Source organism: Nocardia puris (assembly GCF_003315035.1).
Taxonomy (GTDB): Bacteria; Actinomycetota; Actinomycetes; order Mycobacteriales; family Mycobacteriaceae; genus Nocardia; species Nocardia puris.
Genome location: NZ_QNRE01000013.1, coordinates 111930 through 128748 on the forward strand (window position 1 = coordinate 111930; position 16819 = coordinate 128748).

General features: G+C 71.3%; 1 protein-coding gene. It reads right to left on the reverse strand.

Translation table 11 applies throughout. The annotated features are described in order from the left end of the window. Positions 1-53: 53 nt before the first annotated feature. Complete coding sequence (locus DFR74_RS37340; RefSeq protein ID WP_067508602.1) at positions 54-16529, reverse strand: amino acid adenylation domain-containing protein; 16476 nt, start codon at positions 16527-16529, stop codon at positions 54-56. Positions 16530-16819: the final 290 nt, after the last annotated feature.

Genomic DNA, 16819 nt, shown 5'->3' on the forward strand with positions numbered 1-16819 from the left:
CGCGCGTCGCGGTCACCACGCCGATCCGGCCTCGGCGCGGGCGGACCGGTCGTTCAGCGGTCGTGAATGCCCGCCAGCACTCGGGCGATCCGCTCCAATGCTGTCGGGGAAGTCATCTGCCAGTGGGTGACCGGGAGTGGGTGGTCGTGGATTCGACCGGTCACCGAGGATCGCCACGAATCGGCCGGCGGGTCGGCCGGCGGGTCGGCGGCCGCCGTGAAGAACTGGAGATCGCCGTCGAAGGGACGGGGGCGGTACTCGGCATCGAGGCTCGCCGAGGCGAGCGCGGCAGTGACGATGCGCTCGAGATGGGCGGGGTCCATGGACGCGAACGGTTCCGGCAGACGCCGGGAGACGACTCGCGCGACCGTCGCCGGAATGCTTTCGGCGCCAGGGTCATCCGACGGTCCCACGTCGGCGGCTTCCAGATCGGAGCAGGCGCCCCCGTGAGTGCGCCGGAGATCCCAGAGGGACACATCGCGGACGGGGGAGCCGGGGACGCCGACTCCCGCCAGGCCACCCAGGAGGTCCGCGAGCGTTACCCCGGTGGCGGTGTAGTCGCCGACGTGACGCAGGCGGCTGTCGAGCATGGCCAGTAGGGCGACCTGTTCGCCCTCGTCCTGGAGCTGAACCGCCATCGCGTGGGCGAGTACGCCGCCGAGGGACCAGCCCAGCAGGTGGTACGGACCGTGCGGCTGCACGGTGCGGAGGTGGTCGACGTAGACGCGCGCCCAGTCCTCGATCGAATCCGGCAGGGGCGCTTCCGATCCCAGCGCCGGGGATTGGAGTCCGTAGATCGGGCGGTCCAGGTGGGCGGCGAGACCCGCGAACGACCAGGCGATCCCGCCGATCGGGTGGACGCAGAACAGCGGTTCCCCGGTGGCGGACGGGCGTAGGGGCAGCAGGATGTCGAATGCCGAGTCCGGTGCTGTCGAGCGGCATTCGGCCGCGATGGCCGCCGGAGTGGGCGCGGTGAAGATCCGGGAGACCGGAACCCGTTCGGCGACAACATCACTCAACCGAGCGGCGAGCGTGGTCGCGAGCAGTGACGTGCCGCCCAGCTCGAAGAAGTTGTCGTCCAGGCCGATCCGATCCACCCGCAGCACGTCCGCGAAGGCCGCGCAGACCGCGATCTCCAGCGCGGTGCCGGGAGCGCGGTAGGCGCGGGTGGCCAGAGGCGGCGTGGGCAACGCGGCACGGTCGAGCTTGCCGACGGAGTTCAACGGGAGTTCGTCGAGCACGACGATCGCGGCGGGCACCATATGGGAGGGCAGACTGCGGGCCGCCCAGGTGAGCAGCTCATCGCCCTCGAGCGCGCGACCGGGAGCGGGCACCACGTAGGACACCAGAACCGTTGCACCCGCTTGATTCTCGCGTCCGACGGTTACGGCCACCGCGACGTCCGGGTGGTCGAACAGCACGGCGTCGACCTCGCCGAGCTCGATGCGGAACCCGCGGATCTTCACCTGGAAGTCGGCGCGACCGCGATACTCCAACTCGCCCTCGGCATTCCAGACCACCATGTCGCCGGTGCGATACATCCGCGCGCCGGATTCGAACGGGTTCGCGACGAACCGCTCGGCCGTGAGGTCGGGCCTGCCGAAGTAGCCGCGCGCCAATTGCGCACCGGCCACGTACAACTCGCCGGGAACGCCGGGCAGCACCGGGCGCAGGCGGGCATCCAGCACGTAGACCTGGCTGTTCCACACCGGCGTCCCGATCGGAAGGTTGCCGGGGCACCGCACGCGATGGCTGGTGATCGACACGGCCGCCTCGGTGGGACCGTACACGTTGTACAGCGCGGCGTCGGGCGCGACGCGGGCGACTCGCTCCGCGAGCACCGGCGGCAGCGCCTCGCCGATCGCGAGGATGCGTCGCAGCGACTTCGGGAGCGCGCCCGCTGTCAGGGCGTCCAGCATGGACGGCACGGCGTGCAGGGTGGTGACGTCCTCGCGCGCCATCAGCTCGTTCAGATACTCGGGGTCCCGGTGGCCGTCCGGCGCGGCGAGCACCACCCGTCCGCCGCACACCGCCGCCGACCAGAACTCCCAGACCGACAGGTCGAAGGTCGCCGCCGTCTTCAACAGCACGGCGTCGTCAGCGGTCATGCCGAATTCGGCTGTCTTCCAGCGCAACTGGTTGACAATCGCCTCGTGCGTAACGGCGACGCCCTTCGGGCGGCCGGTCGAACCGGACGTGAAGATCACGTAGGCCGTGTGTGCCTGCCGCAGCGGCACGAGCCGGTCGGCGTCGGTGACCGGGCCGGCGTCCACCGCCGCGAGATGCAGCCGGTCGAGGCGCACGACGGGGACCCGCGCGGTGGTGAACGCGGCGTCGGCGTCGGTGAGCACGCAGATCGGCTCGGCCGTCTCGAGGATGTGGTCGTGGCGCAGCGCGGGCTGGTCGGGGTCGATCGGCACGTACGCGCCGCCCGCTTTGCTCACCGCGTACATGGCGATCACCAGGTCCGCGGAGCGCCGCAGCGCGAGCGCGACTCGCGATTCGGCGCGGACGCCCGTGGCGATCAGGTAGCGCGCCAGGCGATTCACCCGCGCGTCCAGATCGGCGTAGGCGGTCGCGGTGCCGTCGGCCGCCACCAGCGCGATCGCGTCGGGCGTCGCGGCGACCGTCGCGTCCAGCAGGGCGACCAGGGTGGCGGCGGGGACCGGGTGCGCGGTGCGGTTGCGATCGGTGAGGATCAGGGCGCGCTCGCGCGGGGTGAGGAGGTCGATGTCACCCACGCGCACGCGCGGTCGGCCCGCGACGATCTCCAGCAGCCTGGTGAATCGATCGGCGAACTCTCGCACGGTCGACTCGTCGAAAAGTGCTGTCGCGTAGGTTATGTGGCCCGTGATGCCCATCGCGCGCCCCTGCTCGTCGTAGCCGTCGGCCACGATCACGTGCAGATCGAACTGCGAGAGTCGTCGATCGGTCTCCCACGGGGAGACGGTCAGGCCGGGCAGCGTCATCGGCGCGAGGGCGAGGTTCTGGAACGACAGGCCCACCTGGAACAGCGGGTGCCGCGCGGTGGAACGCGCCGGGTTGAGCACTTCCACCAGGCGCTCGAACGGGATGTCGGCGTGAGCGAAGGCGCGCAGGTCGGAATCGCGTTGGCGGGACAGGAGTTCGGTGAAATCGGCGTCGTGATCCACGTGAGTGCGGAAGACCAGGGTGTTGACGAACATACCGATCAGGTCGTCCAGCACGGCGTCACCGCGACCCGCGACGGGGGTGCCGACCGCGATGTCGTCGGTGCCGGACAGTTCCGCGAGCAACACCGCGAGGGCGGTGTGCACGACCATGAACAGCGTAGCGCCGTGCGCCCGGGCGAGATCCGAGAGCGCGGCGTGTGTGGCGGCGTCGACGCGCAGCGGCACCTGCCCGCCCGCGAAGGACTGCACCGCCGGACGCGGGCGATCCCTGGGCAGTTCCAGCTGATCGGGCAGCCCGGCGAGGGCGTCCCGCCAGTACGCGAGCTGAGCGGCAGCGGCGGAATCGGGATCGTTCTCGTCGCCGAGGACCACGCGCTGCCACAGGGTGTAGTCGGCGTACTGCACCGGCAGCGGAGACCACGCCGGTGCGCGCCCTTGGGTCCGCGCCAGATAGGCGGTGGCCAGATCGCGGACGAGCGGGCCGCCGGAGAAGCCGTCGGCGCTGATGTGGTGTACCACCAGCGCGAGCACGTACTCGCCGTCGGTCACACCGAACAGCACGGCGCGCAACGGGACCGCGTCCGTGACGTCGAAGGTGGTCGAAACAACCTCGGCCACCGCCGATTCCACGTTCTCAGCTTGTGCTACTTCGAGCGTCGGCACGTCGCGGTGCTCGATCGGCAGCACGACCTGCACCGGCCCGTCCGCACGCTGCGGATACACGGTGCGCAGGATCTCGTGGCGGGTCACGAGATCGGTGAAGGCGGCGCGCATCGCGTCCACGTCCAGATCGCCGGTGAGCCGGAGGGCGACGGGGATGGTGTAGGCCGTCGAGGTGGTGTCGAACCGGTTGAGGAACCACATCCGCTGCTGCGCGGGCGAGAGCGGAATGTCTTGCGGCCGTGGGCCCGCGACGAGTGCCGGGCGGTTCTCGGCTCCTGGTGCGGCCGCGAGTTCGCGGGCACAGGCGGCCACGGTGGGCGCGGTGAACAGGACGCGCACCGGGACGCGGGTGTCGAGCGCGGCGCCGAGCCGGGCGGTGACGCGGGTGGCCAGCAGCGAATTGCCGCCGAGGTCGAAGAAGTTGTCGTCGGCGCCGACGCGCTCGACGCCCAGCACCTCGGCGAAGACCTCGGCCACCAGGTGTTCGGCGGTGGACGAGGGTTCCCGATAGGCGCGCGCCGCGAATTCCGGTGCGGGCAGGGCCTTTCGGTCGAGTTTGCCCACCGGAGTCAGCGGGAGCGCGTCGAGGACGACGATCGCGGACGGAACCATGTGCGCCGGAAGTGCGCGCGCCGCCCATTCGGTGAGCACGTCGGCGTTCAGATCGGAGCCGGTCACATAGGAGACGAGTGCCGTTGCCCCGCTGGCATTCTCACGCCCGATGGTGACGGCGATGTCGACACCGGGATGCGCGACGAGGACGGCGTCGATCTCGCCGAGTTCGATGCGGTAACCGCGGATCTTGACCTGGAAGTCCGTGCGGCCCAGGTATTCCAACTCCGGTCCGGCGGGCGTCTCGAGCCACCGGACCAGATCGCCCGTGCGATACATGCGCTCGCCAGGCCTCCCCCAGGCGTCGGCGACGAAGCGCTCCGCGCTGAGAACCGAGCGCGCGTGGTAGCCGCGGGCCAGCGCGGGACCGGAGAGGTACAGCTCGCCGGTGACGCCGACCGGCACGGGGTGCAGGCGGCTGTCGAGCACGGTCGCGCGCAGGCCGGGCACCGGGCGGCCGATCGTGATCCGTTGCCCCACGGTCAGAGTCGTGTAGGTCGCGCCGACCGTGGTCTCGGTGGGGCCGTATCCGTTGACGAATCGGCGGCCGGGCGCCCACTTCTCGAGGAGTTCGGGGGTGGTGGCCTCGCCGCCGGCGGAGACGACTTCCAGGTGGTCGAGGTGCGCGGGGTCGAGGGTGCCGAGCAGCGTCGGCGTGATGATCGTGTGGGTCACCCGCTCCGTGCGGAGGAGGTCGTGCAGTTCCGCACCGCCGACGATATCGGGGTCCGCGACGACCACGGTGGCCCCGGCGTGGAACGCGGTGACCAGCTCTTCGACGGACTGATCGAAGCCCGGCGAGCACACGTGCAGCATGCGGTGGTGCTTGCGCAGCCCGAGTAGGCCGGTGGAATGTGCGACGAGGGAGGACAATCCGGCATGAGTGACGGTCACGCCCTTGGGGAGTCCCGTCGAGCCGGATGTGTAGATCACGTAGGCGGCGTGCGAGATACGCAGTGGTGCGAGGCGATCCGCGTCGGTGATCGGCTCGTCCGAACGGGTAGCGCACACGTCGGTCAGGGCGGGATCGTCGAGCGTCAGCCAGGTGACCGCGCCGGACAGGCCGGGCGCGTGCTCGGCGACAGTGAGCCCGAGCGCCGCGCCGGAGTCCTCGACCAGGTAGCGCACCCGTTCGGCGGGGTGGGACGGGTCGATCGGCAGGTACGCCGCGCCGGTTTTGGCGACCGCCCATATCGCGACGATCATCTCGTACGAGCGGCGCAGGGCCAGTGCGACCACGGTTTCGGGACCGGCGCCGCGCGCGATCAGGACGCGGGCCAGTCGCGAGGACCGGGCGTCGAGCTCACCGTAGGCGTATTCGCGACCGGCGGCGCGCACCGCTGTGCGGTCGCGTCCGAATTCCACACCGTGGCAGAGCAATTCCGGCAGCGTCGCGGCGGGCGGAGGTGTGCCGCCGTTCTGCCGGGTCAGCTGTTCGTGCTCGTCGCCGACGAGGACCGGCAGGTCTCCGACGGGAGTCTCCGGGTTCTCCACCACCGCGCCGAGCAGGCGCAGGAAGCGGCGCACGAGAAGATCGGCACCCGCGTCGTCGAAAATGTCACGCGAGAAGGACATCTCGCCGTGCCCCGCTTCCGGCAGCGCCATCGCCAGATCGGCGGCCGCGTCGGGCGGTATCCGGTACGAGAGCGACACCTGGAACAACGGATGCCCGCCTGGTGCCCGTGTCGCCCCCGCCAGGTCGACCAGATCCTCGAACGGGATGTCCGCGTGCGCGACGGCGTCGAATTCCGTGCGGTGCGCCTCGCCGAGATGATCGAGGAAGCCCGCCGCGCGATCCACCTTGCTGCGCAACACCAGTTCGGCGTGCACCCCGCCCGGCACGGGCGTGCCGATCGCCAGATCGTCGGAGCCGGTCAGCCGTGCCAGCAGCACCGCGAGCGCGGTGCGCGCGACCGCGAATCGGGTGACGCCCGCGCGGTCGGCCAGCGAGTGGACTCCATCGCGGATCGTTTCCGGGACGGTGAATTCCAGGCGACCGCGAGGCGTGTTCTGTCGAATGTGCTGATGCTCGACCGGCTCCGGGTATACGACGTGGCCATCGACTCGGCCCGAGATTCCCGACAGGTCGAGGCGTTCCGGTAACCCTGCCAACGCCGTGCGCCAGTAGCGCGACCGCGTGAGCGGATCGCCCGCGTCGGTGGTTTGCAGCAGCGCGATCTCCGCCGCGGCCCGGTCGGCGTCCGCGACGAGGTCGCCGAGCACGCGCCGCAGGCGGGCGGCCACGGCGCGCGCGGCCTCCTCGGACACCAGGTCGCGGCGGTACTTCACCTGCACCACCAGCGTCTCGTTCAGGAACACGAGCACGGTGATCGGGTAGTGCGTGTGGTCCGAACCGCGCAGGTCGTCGATGCGCAGGCCGTCGAGCGCGCCGCTCGCGTGCCGCAGCCCTTCCTCGTCCACCGGGTAGGACTCGAAAACCAGCATGGTGTCGAACAATTCGCCCAGGCCGGTCACGCGCTGGATGGCGTCCAGGCCCAGGTGGTGGTGGTCGAGCAGTGACGCCTGCTCGACTTGCAGCTCGTCCACCAGGTCGCGGGCGGTCTTGTCCGGTGCGAACCGCACGCGCACCGGGATGGCGTCCACGAACAGGCCGATCATGTCGCCGACGCCGTCGAGCTGGGCGGGCCTGCCGGAGATGGTGGCGCCGAACACCACGTCGTCGCGCCCGGTCGCCCCCGCCAGGACCAGGCCCCAAGCCGCCTGCACGACGGTATTCGGGGTGACCTCGGCGGCGGAAGCGTAGGTGGTCAGCGCCGAAGTCTCGGTGTCGCTCAGCGCGAATTCGCAGAGGCCGAAACCGTCGCCGGTGGGCGCGGGCCAGGTGAGTTCCGGACCGAGCAAGGTCGGGCTCACGTCGCTGAGCACCGTCAACCAGGCCGCCCGCGCCGCCTCCCGGTCCTGGCGGGCGAGCCAGCGCAGGTAGTCGCGGTAGGGCCGCACGGCGGGCAGCGGCACGGTGTCGCCGCCGGTGGCGTACAGGACCAGCAGCTCCTTCATGAGCAGCGGCATGGACCAGCCGTCGAGCAGGATGTGATGACCGGTCAGCACCAGGTGCGCGCAGCCGGGACCGGTGGTGTACAGCGTGAACCGCAGCAGGGGGGCCACAGCTGGGTCGAAGCCGCGCCGCTGTTCGGCGACGAGCAGACCGGGCAGCTCGGCCTCCTCGACCTCGCCGACCACGCGCCACGGCACCGCCACGCGGTCCGCGATCACCTGCACCTGGCTGCCGTCGGCGGCGGTCACGAACGCGGCGCGCAGATTGGCGTGCCGGTCGAGGATGGTCTGCGCGGCCCGGCGCAATCGGTCGACATCGAGGTCGCCGCGCAGGCGCGCCGCGAGCTGGATGACGTAGGCGTCGACGGAACCGTCCAGCAGTTCCATGAGAACCCGCAGCGAGCCCTGGAGCGGCGAGAGCGGGAGCACATCGGCCAGCTCGCCGTACACCCGCCGCCAGCCGTCCAGCTCGGTCTGACCGGTCCGCACCAACGGCACGTCCGACGGGGTGAGACCGCCCGCCTCCGGGTGGTCCAAGTGGGCGGCGAGCGCGGCGAGGGCTGCGGTCCACTCGTCGGCCAGCTCGCGGACGTCGGCCTCGGCCAGCAGGTCGCCCGCGTACCGGAAACTCGCGTCCAGCACGGTGCCCGCGTCGGTGTCGGCCGCGAGGGCGTTGATGTCGACGACCGTGGACAGCGGCATCGTGCGGGCGTACTCGATCTCGAACTCGCCCAATTCGGCTGTCGGCAGCCAACTTCCGTCGCCGACCTCGCCGGTGGAGGTGCGGCCCAGGTAGTTGAAGCCGATCTGACCGATGTCGCCCGCGAGCGCGTCGGCCGCGGCGGGGTGCAGAGCGCGCAGCATGCCGAAGCCGATGCCCTTGTCCGGCACGGCGATCAACTGTTCCTTGACCGATCGCAGAATCGCGGCGAGCGCGGCGTCGTCGGCGTCCACAGGGAAGGGAGACAGATCGAGCGAGACGGGGTACACGCTGGTGAACCAGCCGACGGTGCGCGTGAGATCGGCGCCGGGAACGACCGTTTCTTCCCGCCCGTGACCTTCCAGGCGAAGCCGCGTGACCGGGGTGTCGAGGCCGCGCCGCGCCCGCCACTTCCGCACCGCCAGGGCGAGCGCCGCCAGCAGGCCGTCGTGCACACCGCCGCGATAGCGAGCGGGCAGCGCCCTCAGCAGCGCCTCGCTCACCCCGGCGGGAACGCGGACGGTGAACGACCGGACCGTCGCCTCGGTGTCCACGGCGCCGTCGAGCGCGCGAGAGCCGAACAGCGGATCAGGTGTCGCCAATATCCTTTGCCAGTAGTCGATTTCGTCGGCACGCGCCGGTGCCGCGTCGACCAGGGCGTGCGCCCAGCGCCGCAGGGACGTGCCGACCTCGGGGAGCGAAATCCGCTGCCCCGCAGCGTGTTGTGCCCACGCCGTCACGAGATCGGGGATCACGATCCGCCAGGACACGCCGTCGATCGCGTAGTGGTGCGCCGCAATCGCGAGCACGTCGCGGCCGCCGGGTCTGCGCACCCAGGCGCAGGCGATCATGCGACCGGCTGCGGGGTCGAGGGTGGACAGCGCGGAATCCATTGCCGCGCCGCCGATATCGGAGGACACTTCTCGGGCCCACGCACCCGGCTCCTGCACAGCATCCACGTCCCCGACCCCGATCGGTGCCGGTGTCGTCGAGTCGCCACGAGCAGCGCGCGGTGGAGCGGACGGGACCTCGAGCTCCGAAACCAGTGCGTCCACATCGACCGCACCGACAGGCTGAACCTCGAACCGCCACCGCCCGTCCTCATTCGACACCCGCGCACGCAGGGCGTCGTGGCGATCGACCACCGCACCGAGCGTGGCGACCAGGCCCGCCCGGTCGATGCCCTCGGGCAGGGCCAGAACCATCGTCTGGGCGAAACGGTTGTGCACGCCGGTGGCGAGGGATTCGGCGAGGATCGGCGTGAGCGGGACGTCACCGACGCCGCCGCCGGGCAGTTCCGCCAGCACCGTGGCCGCCGTACCGGTCGCGCCCGCGACCCGGGCGAGCGCGGCGACGGTGCGCTGCTCGAACACATCACGCGCGGTGAAGATCAGACCCGCCGCTTTGGCGCGCGACACCAGCTGGATGGACAGGATGCTGTCGCCGCCGATCGCGAAGAACGAATCGTCCACCCCCACCTCGGGCAGGCCGAGCACCTTGGCGAACAGTTCGACCAGCCGAGCCTCGACCGGGTTCAGCGGCGCACGCGACGAGGTCGTCTCGAAGACCGGCTCCGGCAACGCTTTTCGATCAACCTTGCCGTTGGTGGTCAGCGGCAGCGCGGCCAGCACAACGACCGCCGCAGGCACCATGTGCGCGGGTAGCACGGCGGCGGCGTGCTCGGTGAGCGCGGCGGTCTCCACGGTCCGGCCCGGTGTGGCGACCACGTACGACACCAGCGCCGTCGCACCGGAAGTCGTCGCGCGGGCCACGGTTACGGCGGTGGCGACATCGGCGTGCGCGGTGAGCACGGCATCGATCTCCCCGAGTTCGACGCGGAATCCCCGCACCTTCACCTGCTCGTCGCCGCGACCGACGTACTCGAGCGCGCGCCGGCCCGGCGCCGCCGAGCGCCAGCGGACGATATCGCCGGTGCGGTACATCCGCGCACCCGGCGCGCCCCAGGGGTCGGCGACGAACCGCTGCGCGGTCAGGCCGGAGCGGTGCCGGTAGCCGCGCGCCAGCCCACCGCCCGCCAGATACAACTCGCCCGCGACACCCGGCGGCACCGGCTTCAGCCGCGCGTCGAGCACCAGCGCCGACATGCCGCGCACCGGTTCACCCACCGTGATCGGCTGTCCGGCAACGAGTTCGGCGTAGGAGGAGATGATCGTGGTCTCGGTGGGCCCGTAACCGTTGAGGTAGCGGCGGCCGGGCTGCCAGGCCGCGAGCAGGTCCGGCGTGGTGACATCGCCACCCACCGACAGCACTTCGAGCGCGTCGAGCCCGGCGGGGTCGACGGTGCCGAGCACGGCCGGGGTGATGATCGCGTGCGTGACGGCCTCCGCGCGCAGCAGCTCGCCGAGTTCCCCGCCACCCGCCACCTGCGGCGGCACCACCACCAACGTCGCGCCGGAGGCCAACGCGCACAACCACTCCAGCACCGAGGGATCGAAACTCGGCGCGCAGATGTGCAGCATCCGGTGCTCGGCAGTGATCCCGTAGCGGCGTACCGCCTCGTCCAGCAGACCGCCCAGGCCGGCGTGGGTGACCGTCACGCCCTTGGGCACACCGGTCGATCCGGAGGTGTAAATGACGTAGGCCGGGTTCGACATACGCAGCGGCGCACGGCGATCCGCGTCGGTGACGGGAGCGTCCGAGTAGGCGGCGCAGGCCTGGTCGGTGGCCGGATCGTCCAGCACCAGCCAGTCGATATCGCGCGGCAGGCGGTCGGCGTACTCGGCGACGGTGATGCCCAGCGCCGCACCCGAGTCGATCACCATGTGCCGCAGGCGATCCGCAGGGTAGCCGGGGTCGAGCGGAATATGCGCGCCGCCGGCCTTGGCGACAGCCACTACCGAAGCCACCATGTCGTAGGAGCGGGGCAACGCCACGGCGACCAGCCGCTCCGGACCGATACCGCGATCGATCAGCAGGCGCGCCACTCGCGAAGTGACCGAGTCGAGTTCGCCGTAGGTGACCGACCGGTCGAGGTATCTCACGGCGACGCGGTCGCGGCCGAAGGCGACACCTCGGACCAGGAGATCCGGCAGCAGGCCCGTGGCCATCACGTCGTCCGGGGCGACCGAGGTGAGTTCGGCGAACTCGATATCGGCCAGCAGGGGCAGGTCGCCGAGAGGCGTCCGAGGGGCCGCGACGGCCGCGCCGAGCAGACGCAGGAAGCGCTGGGCGAACACCGCCACGGTGCTCGCCTCGAACAGGTCGCGGTCGTAGGTGAGCCGCGCGGCGACACCGGATTCGGTCTCGCGGACGTGCAGGGACAGGTCGAACGCGCTCGCCGCCAACGGGATTCGCTCCCCGGACGACACCATGACCCGCGCCAGAGGGTGACGGGGGCCGTGCGGCTCGTGGCCGAGCAGCCGCAGCACCTCGGCGAGCGGCAGGTCGGCGTTCGCGAAGGCTTGCCGGACAACCTCGTCCGCACGCGCGAGCAAATCGGCCATCGAAACATCACCGCGCACATCGGTGCGCAGGATCAGGCTGTCCTCGGCGTCCGACGTCTCCGGGCCGGGGGCGAGCGCGGCGATCGCGATGTCCCCGGCCCCGGATAGTCGCGCCAGCAGCGCGGCGAATGCCGCGTACGCGACGGTGAAGACGGTGGTGTCGTGGGAGCGCGCCAGTTGTTCGAGTGCGTGATCGACGGGGAAGTCGAAGGAGCCCGTGGACGCCGACATCGGCGAAATCTGGTGATCTACCGGAAGATTCAGCTCGACGGGCAGGCCGTCGAGCACCGAGCGCCAGTATCGGGTCCGGCTCAGCACATCCCCGCGCCGGTCCAGCGCGGCGTCCACTTCGGCGGGCGTGCGCTCGGGCGCGGCGACCACCTCGCCCAGCACCGCCCGCAGTCGGTCGGCCAGCGCTCGCGCGGCTTCCTCGGTGACGAGGTCGCGGCGATGCTGGAGCCTGACCCGCAGCTCGCCGCCGAGCTCGACCTGCACCGCCACCGGATAGTGCGTGACGTTCACGCCGTGCAGATCCGCGATCTCCAGACCGTCGATGGACCCGTACGCCTGGCGCAGTCCCTCGGCGTCCACCGGATAGGACTCGTAGGCCACCAGGGAGTCGAACAGCTCCCCCGCCCCCGCGATCCGCTGGATCTCCGCCAACCCGATCTGGTGCCGATCCAGCAGCGAAACCTGTTCCGCTTGCAGCGCTTTCAGCAGCTCGCCGACGGGCGACGCGGCGTCGAAGCGGACTCGCACCGGCAGGGTGTTGGCGAACAGGCCCACCATGTCGTCCACGCCGTCCACCTGCGGCGGCCTGCCCGACACCACGGCGCCGAACACCACATCGTCCCGACCGGCGCCGGACGCCAGCACCAGGCCCCACGCCGCCTGCACGACGGTGTTGACCGTGATTTCGTGCGCCGAGGCGAACGCGACCAGCGCGGCCGTCTCCTCCGCCGACAGATCCGCCGCGCATTCCCCGTGCCCCTCCCACGGCACGGAAGGTCGCGGCACTACCTCGGTCAACCGGAACGGATGCAGACCCTCGAGCGCGGTGCGCCACGCCTCCCTGGCACCGTCACGGTCGTAGCTGGCCAGCCACGCGAGGTAGTCCCGGTACGGCCGCACCGGGGCGAGCAGCGTCGAATCCCCGTCCGCCGCATAGGCGATCAGGAGTTCCTTCATCAGCAACGGCATGGACCAGCCGTCCAGCAGCAGGTGGTGCGCGGTGAGCACCAGGTGCATCCGGCCGGACTCGGCGCGGTACACCGTGAACCGCAACAGCGGTGCGACGGCGGGGTCGAATCCCGTAACGGCCTCCGCCGCAAGCAGTTCCGTGGGTTCGGTGTCGGCCGCCTCGGTCACCCGCCACGGCACCGGCAGCCCCTCGGCGACGATCTGGACCGGCACGCCCTCGGCCGTCGCGCCGAACGCCGACCGCAGCGCGGCGTGCCGATCCAGCACCGCCTGCGCCGAACGGCGCAACCGGTCCAGATCCACCACACCCGACAGTTCCACTGCCAGTTGCAGCAGGTACGGGTCGCGATCGTCCGAAACCTGGGTCAGGAACAGCAATCCGCCCTGCAACGGCGCGAGCGGCAGCACGTCGGACAGGCCGGGGCGCTCCCGCTCCCAGATGTCGATTTCGGCCTGGGTGACCTGGACCAGTGGAACGTCCGACGGCGTCAGACCACCCGCGGCGGGATCGTGCGCGTGCTCCGCCAGCACCGTCAACGCGGCGATCCACGACTCCGCCAGCTCGCGCACGGCGGCCTCGTCGAGCAGGGCCGAGGCGTAGGAGAACGAGGCGGTCAGGCGCGGGCCGTCGGCCGAATCACCTACGATCGCATTGATATCCACCACCGCCGCGGCGGGCATGTCCGCGTCCGGAGCGGGTGCGGGATCGCCCCATTCGGCGGTCGGCAACCAGCTGCCGTCCGACAGCGCCTCGGGCACCTCGCCGGAGGAGACGCGGCCCAGGTAGTTGAAGCCGATCTGGCCGAGCGATCCCTCCAGCGCAGCGGCACCCAAGTGGCGCAGGATGCCGAAACCGATGCCCTTGTCCGGCACGGCATTCAGCTGTTCCTTGACCGACTTCAGCAGCGCCGCCGTGGCCGCGCCACCGTGCCACGCGGCCCGTGCGTCGAGACCGGACAGGTCGAGCGCCACGGGGTACATGCTGGTGAACCAGCCGACCGTGCGCGTGAGATCGGCTCCGGGGACGGCGCTTTCCTCACGCCCGTGCCCTTCCAACCGCACGCGGGTAGCGGGTGCGTCGACACCACGTGCAGCGCGCCACGTGCGCACCGCGAGGGCGAGCGCGGCGAGCAGTCCGTCGTTCGCACCGGCCCGGTAGCGGTTCGGCAGTTCGGTCAGCACGGCGTGCGTGGCCTCGGGCGGCAACGTCACCGTGACGGTACGCACCGTGGCCGCGGTGTCCACCGACGGATCCGGTTCGCGTACACCGAGTATCGGGTCGGCGACCGCGAGAACATCACGCCAGTAAGGCAATTCGTCCGTGCGGTCGCTCGCCGCCTCGGCCAGGCCGTGCGCCCAGCGGCGGAAGGACGTGCCGACGGCGGGCAACGCGATCGGTTGCCCCGCCGAGTGCTGCGCCCACGCCAGCACGAGGTCCGAGATCAGCACCCGCCACGAAACACCGTCGATCACATAGTGATGCGCAGCGACCAGCAAAGCGTCGGGTCCGTCCGGCCGGGACAACCACGTGAATGCCACCATGCGCCCGGTGGCCGGATCGAGCCGGTCGACCGCGGAATCCATGGCGGCCTCGGCAATCTGGGCCGCCTCCGCACCGGGCGCCACGTCGACACGCTCGAGCAGGGATTCCGCCGACACCGCAGGCAGCGCCTCCAGTTCCCACCGCTCCCCCGTGGACCGCAGCCGGGCGCGCAGCATGTCGTGATGGTTCAGCACCGCGTCGAGCACCGCCACCACGTCCGCCCGCGCCGCATCCGGCGGCAGCGCGAGCACCATGTGCTGGGTGAAGCGCGGGAACGCACGACCGCCCGACACGTGCGCGAGCACCGCCGGAGTCGCGGGCATGACGCCCACGCCGCCGCCCGGCAGTTCCGCGAGCACCGTCGCCTGCCCGGCGCCGACCACCGCGACGCGCGCGAGGCCGGCGACCGTCCGCTGCTCGAACACGTCCTGCGGGGTGAACGCGAGACCGGCCGCCCTGGCCCGCGACACCAGCTGAATGGACAGGATGCTGTCGCCACCCGCGGCGAAGAACGAATCCTCCGCGCCGACCCGCCGCACGCCCAGCACCTCGGCGAACAACTCCGCGATCCGCGTCTCTACCGGCCCCGACGGTGCGCGCGAGGCCGCCACCTCGAACACCGGCTCCGGCAGCGCCCTCCGGTCCAGTTTTCCGTTGGCGGTCAAGGGAATAGCGTCGATCGGCACGATCATCGACGGCACCATGTGTCCGGGCAGCGTGGCGCCCACGAAGGCGGTGAGCTCGTCGGCGTCCACGTCCGTGCTGGTCAGCACGTACGACACCAGCACCGTCGCCCCCGAGGGCGCGACCTTGCCCAGCGTCGCGGCGTAGTCGACGGCGGGGTGCGCCGTGAGAGCGGCATCGATCTCGCCGAGTTCCACGCGGAAGCCGCGGATCTTCACCTGGAAGTCGGACCGTCCCAGATACTCGAGCGCGCCGTCGTCGGCGCGACGGCGCACCAGATCGCCGGTCCGGTACATGCGCGCGCCCTCGTCGCCGGCGAACGGGCTCGCCACGAACCGCTCGGCGGTGAGTCCGGCGCGCCCGAGGTAGCCCTGGGCGAGCGCGGGACCGAACAAGTACAGCTCACCGGTCACATCGGCGGGGACCGGGCGCAGCCGCGAGTCCAGCACCACCGCGCCGACCCCGGGCAGCGCGGAGCCGATGGTGATCGGCTCGCCCGGCCGCAGTTCGGAGGTGCCGGTGGCCAGGATGGTGGCCTCGGTGGGGCCGTAGCCGTTGAAGAAGGCGCGTCCGTCGCGCGCCCACCGGTCCACGAGGCCGGGGCCGAACGCGTCACCCGCGACCACCACGACGCGCAGGTCGTCCAGCCCCGCCGGCTCCACCGACTCCAGCGCGGCGGGCGTGATCAGCACGTGCGTGAGGCGCTCGCGGCGGATCAGCTCGGCCAGCTCCGGACCGCCGAAGACGGTCGGCGGCGAGACGACCAGCGTGGCGCCCGACCCGAACGCCAGCAACATCTCCAGCACGGACACGTCGAAGTTCGGCGAGCACACATGCAGCACACGCGCGCTCTCGTCCACCGCGTACCGCTCACGCTGGGCCGTGACGAGCGCGGCCAGGCCGGTGTGGGTGACGACGACGCCCTTGGGCCGCCCGGTCGAACCGGAGGTGTAGATGACGTAGGCGGGGTGCCGCTCGTGCAGGGCACGCACACGGTCGACGTAGGACACCGGATGCGCGGGCTGGGCGGCGACCGCGGCGGCGAACGTCGGATCGTCCAGGGCCAGCCATTCGAGACCGGCGCCGAGACGCTCACGGTGTTCGACGGCGGTGAGCCCGAGCACCGCGCCCGAGTCCTCGACGAGGTAGGCGATGCGATCCGGCGGCAGCGTCGGATCGACGGGGACATAGGCGGCGCCGGTCTTGGCCACGGCCCACACCACCAGCACCGATTCGGCGGAACGGGTCAATCCGGCGGCCACCACGTCGCCGGGGCCGACGCCGCGCTCGATCAGAGCGCGCGCCAGTCGCGAGGAGGCCGCGTCGAGCTCCCGGTAGGTGAGGGTACGCCGGTCGGCCGGATCCCCGGACGGGTCATAGCTGATCGCAACCCGGTCGGCGGCCGAATCGACCGCGGCTGTCAGCAGCTGACCGAACTGCGGCGCGGCCGATCTGCGGCGCCCACGACCTCGAACGGCGCGACGAACCCCATCCATCCGAGCACTGCATCCTTCACATATCGAGTTCGGCCGTTGGCCCATATCAGACCACAGGTCGGGCAATCGCGCCGTTTCAGTGTGCGTGCCCCGAGGCGTGGCCCACATCGGTACCGATGGTCACGCATATCCCCCATCGCAACCTGGTGGCGAATTCCCGGATCGGCCCCGGCGTGACCCAGACGGTCGGCGCGAGGCGCCGGGGACGCGTCAGTAACGAATCGCTACCGCGCCGACGACATCGAGACAGGGTTCGAGGACGGGAACGCCGCGCGCGATCCGCGCGGAGT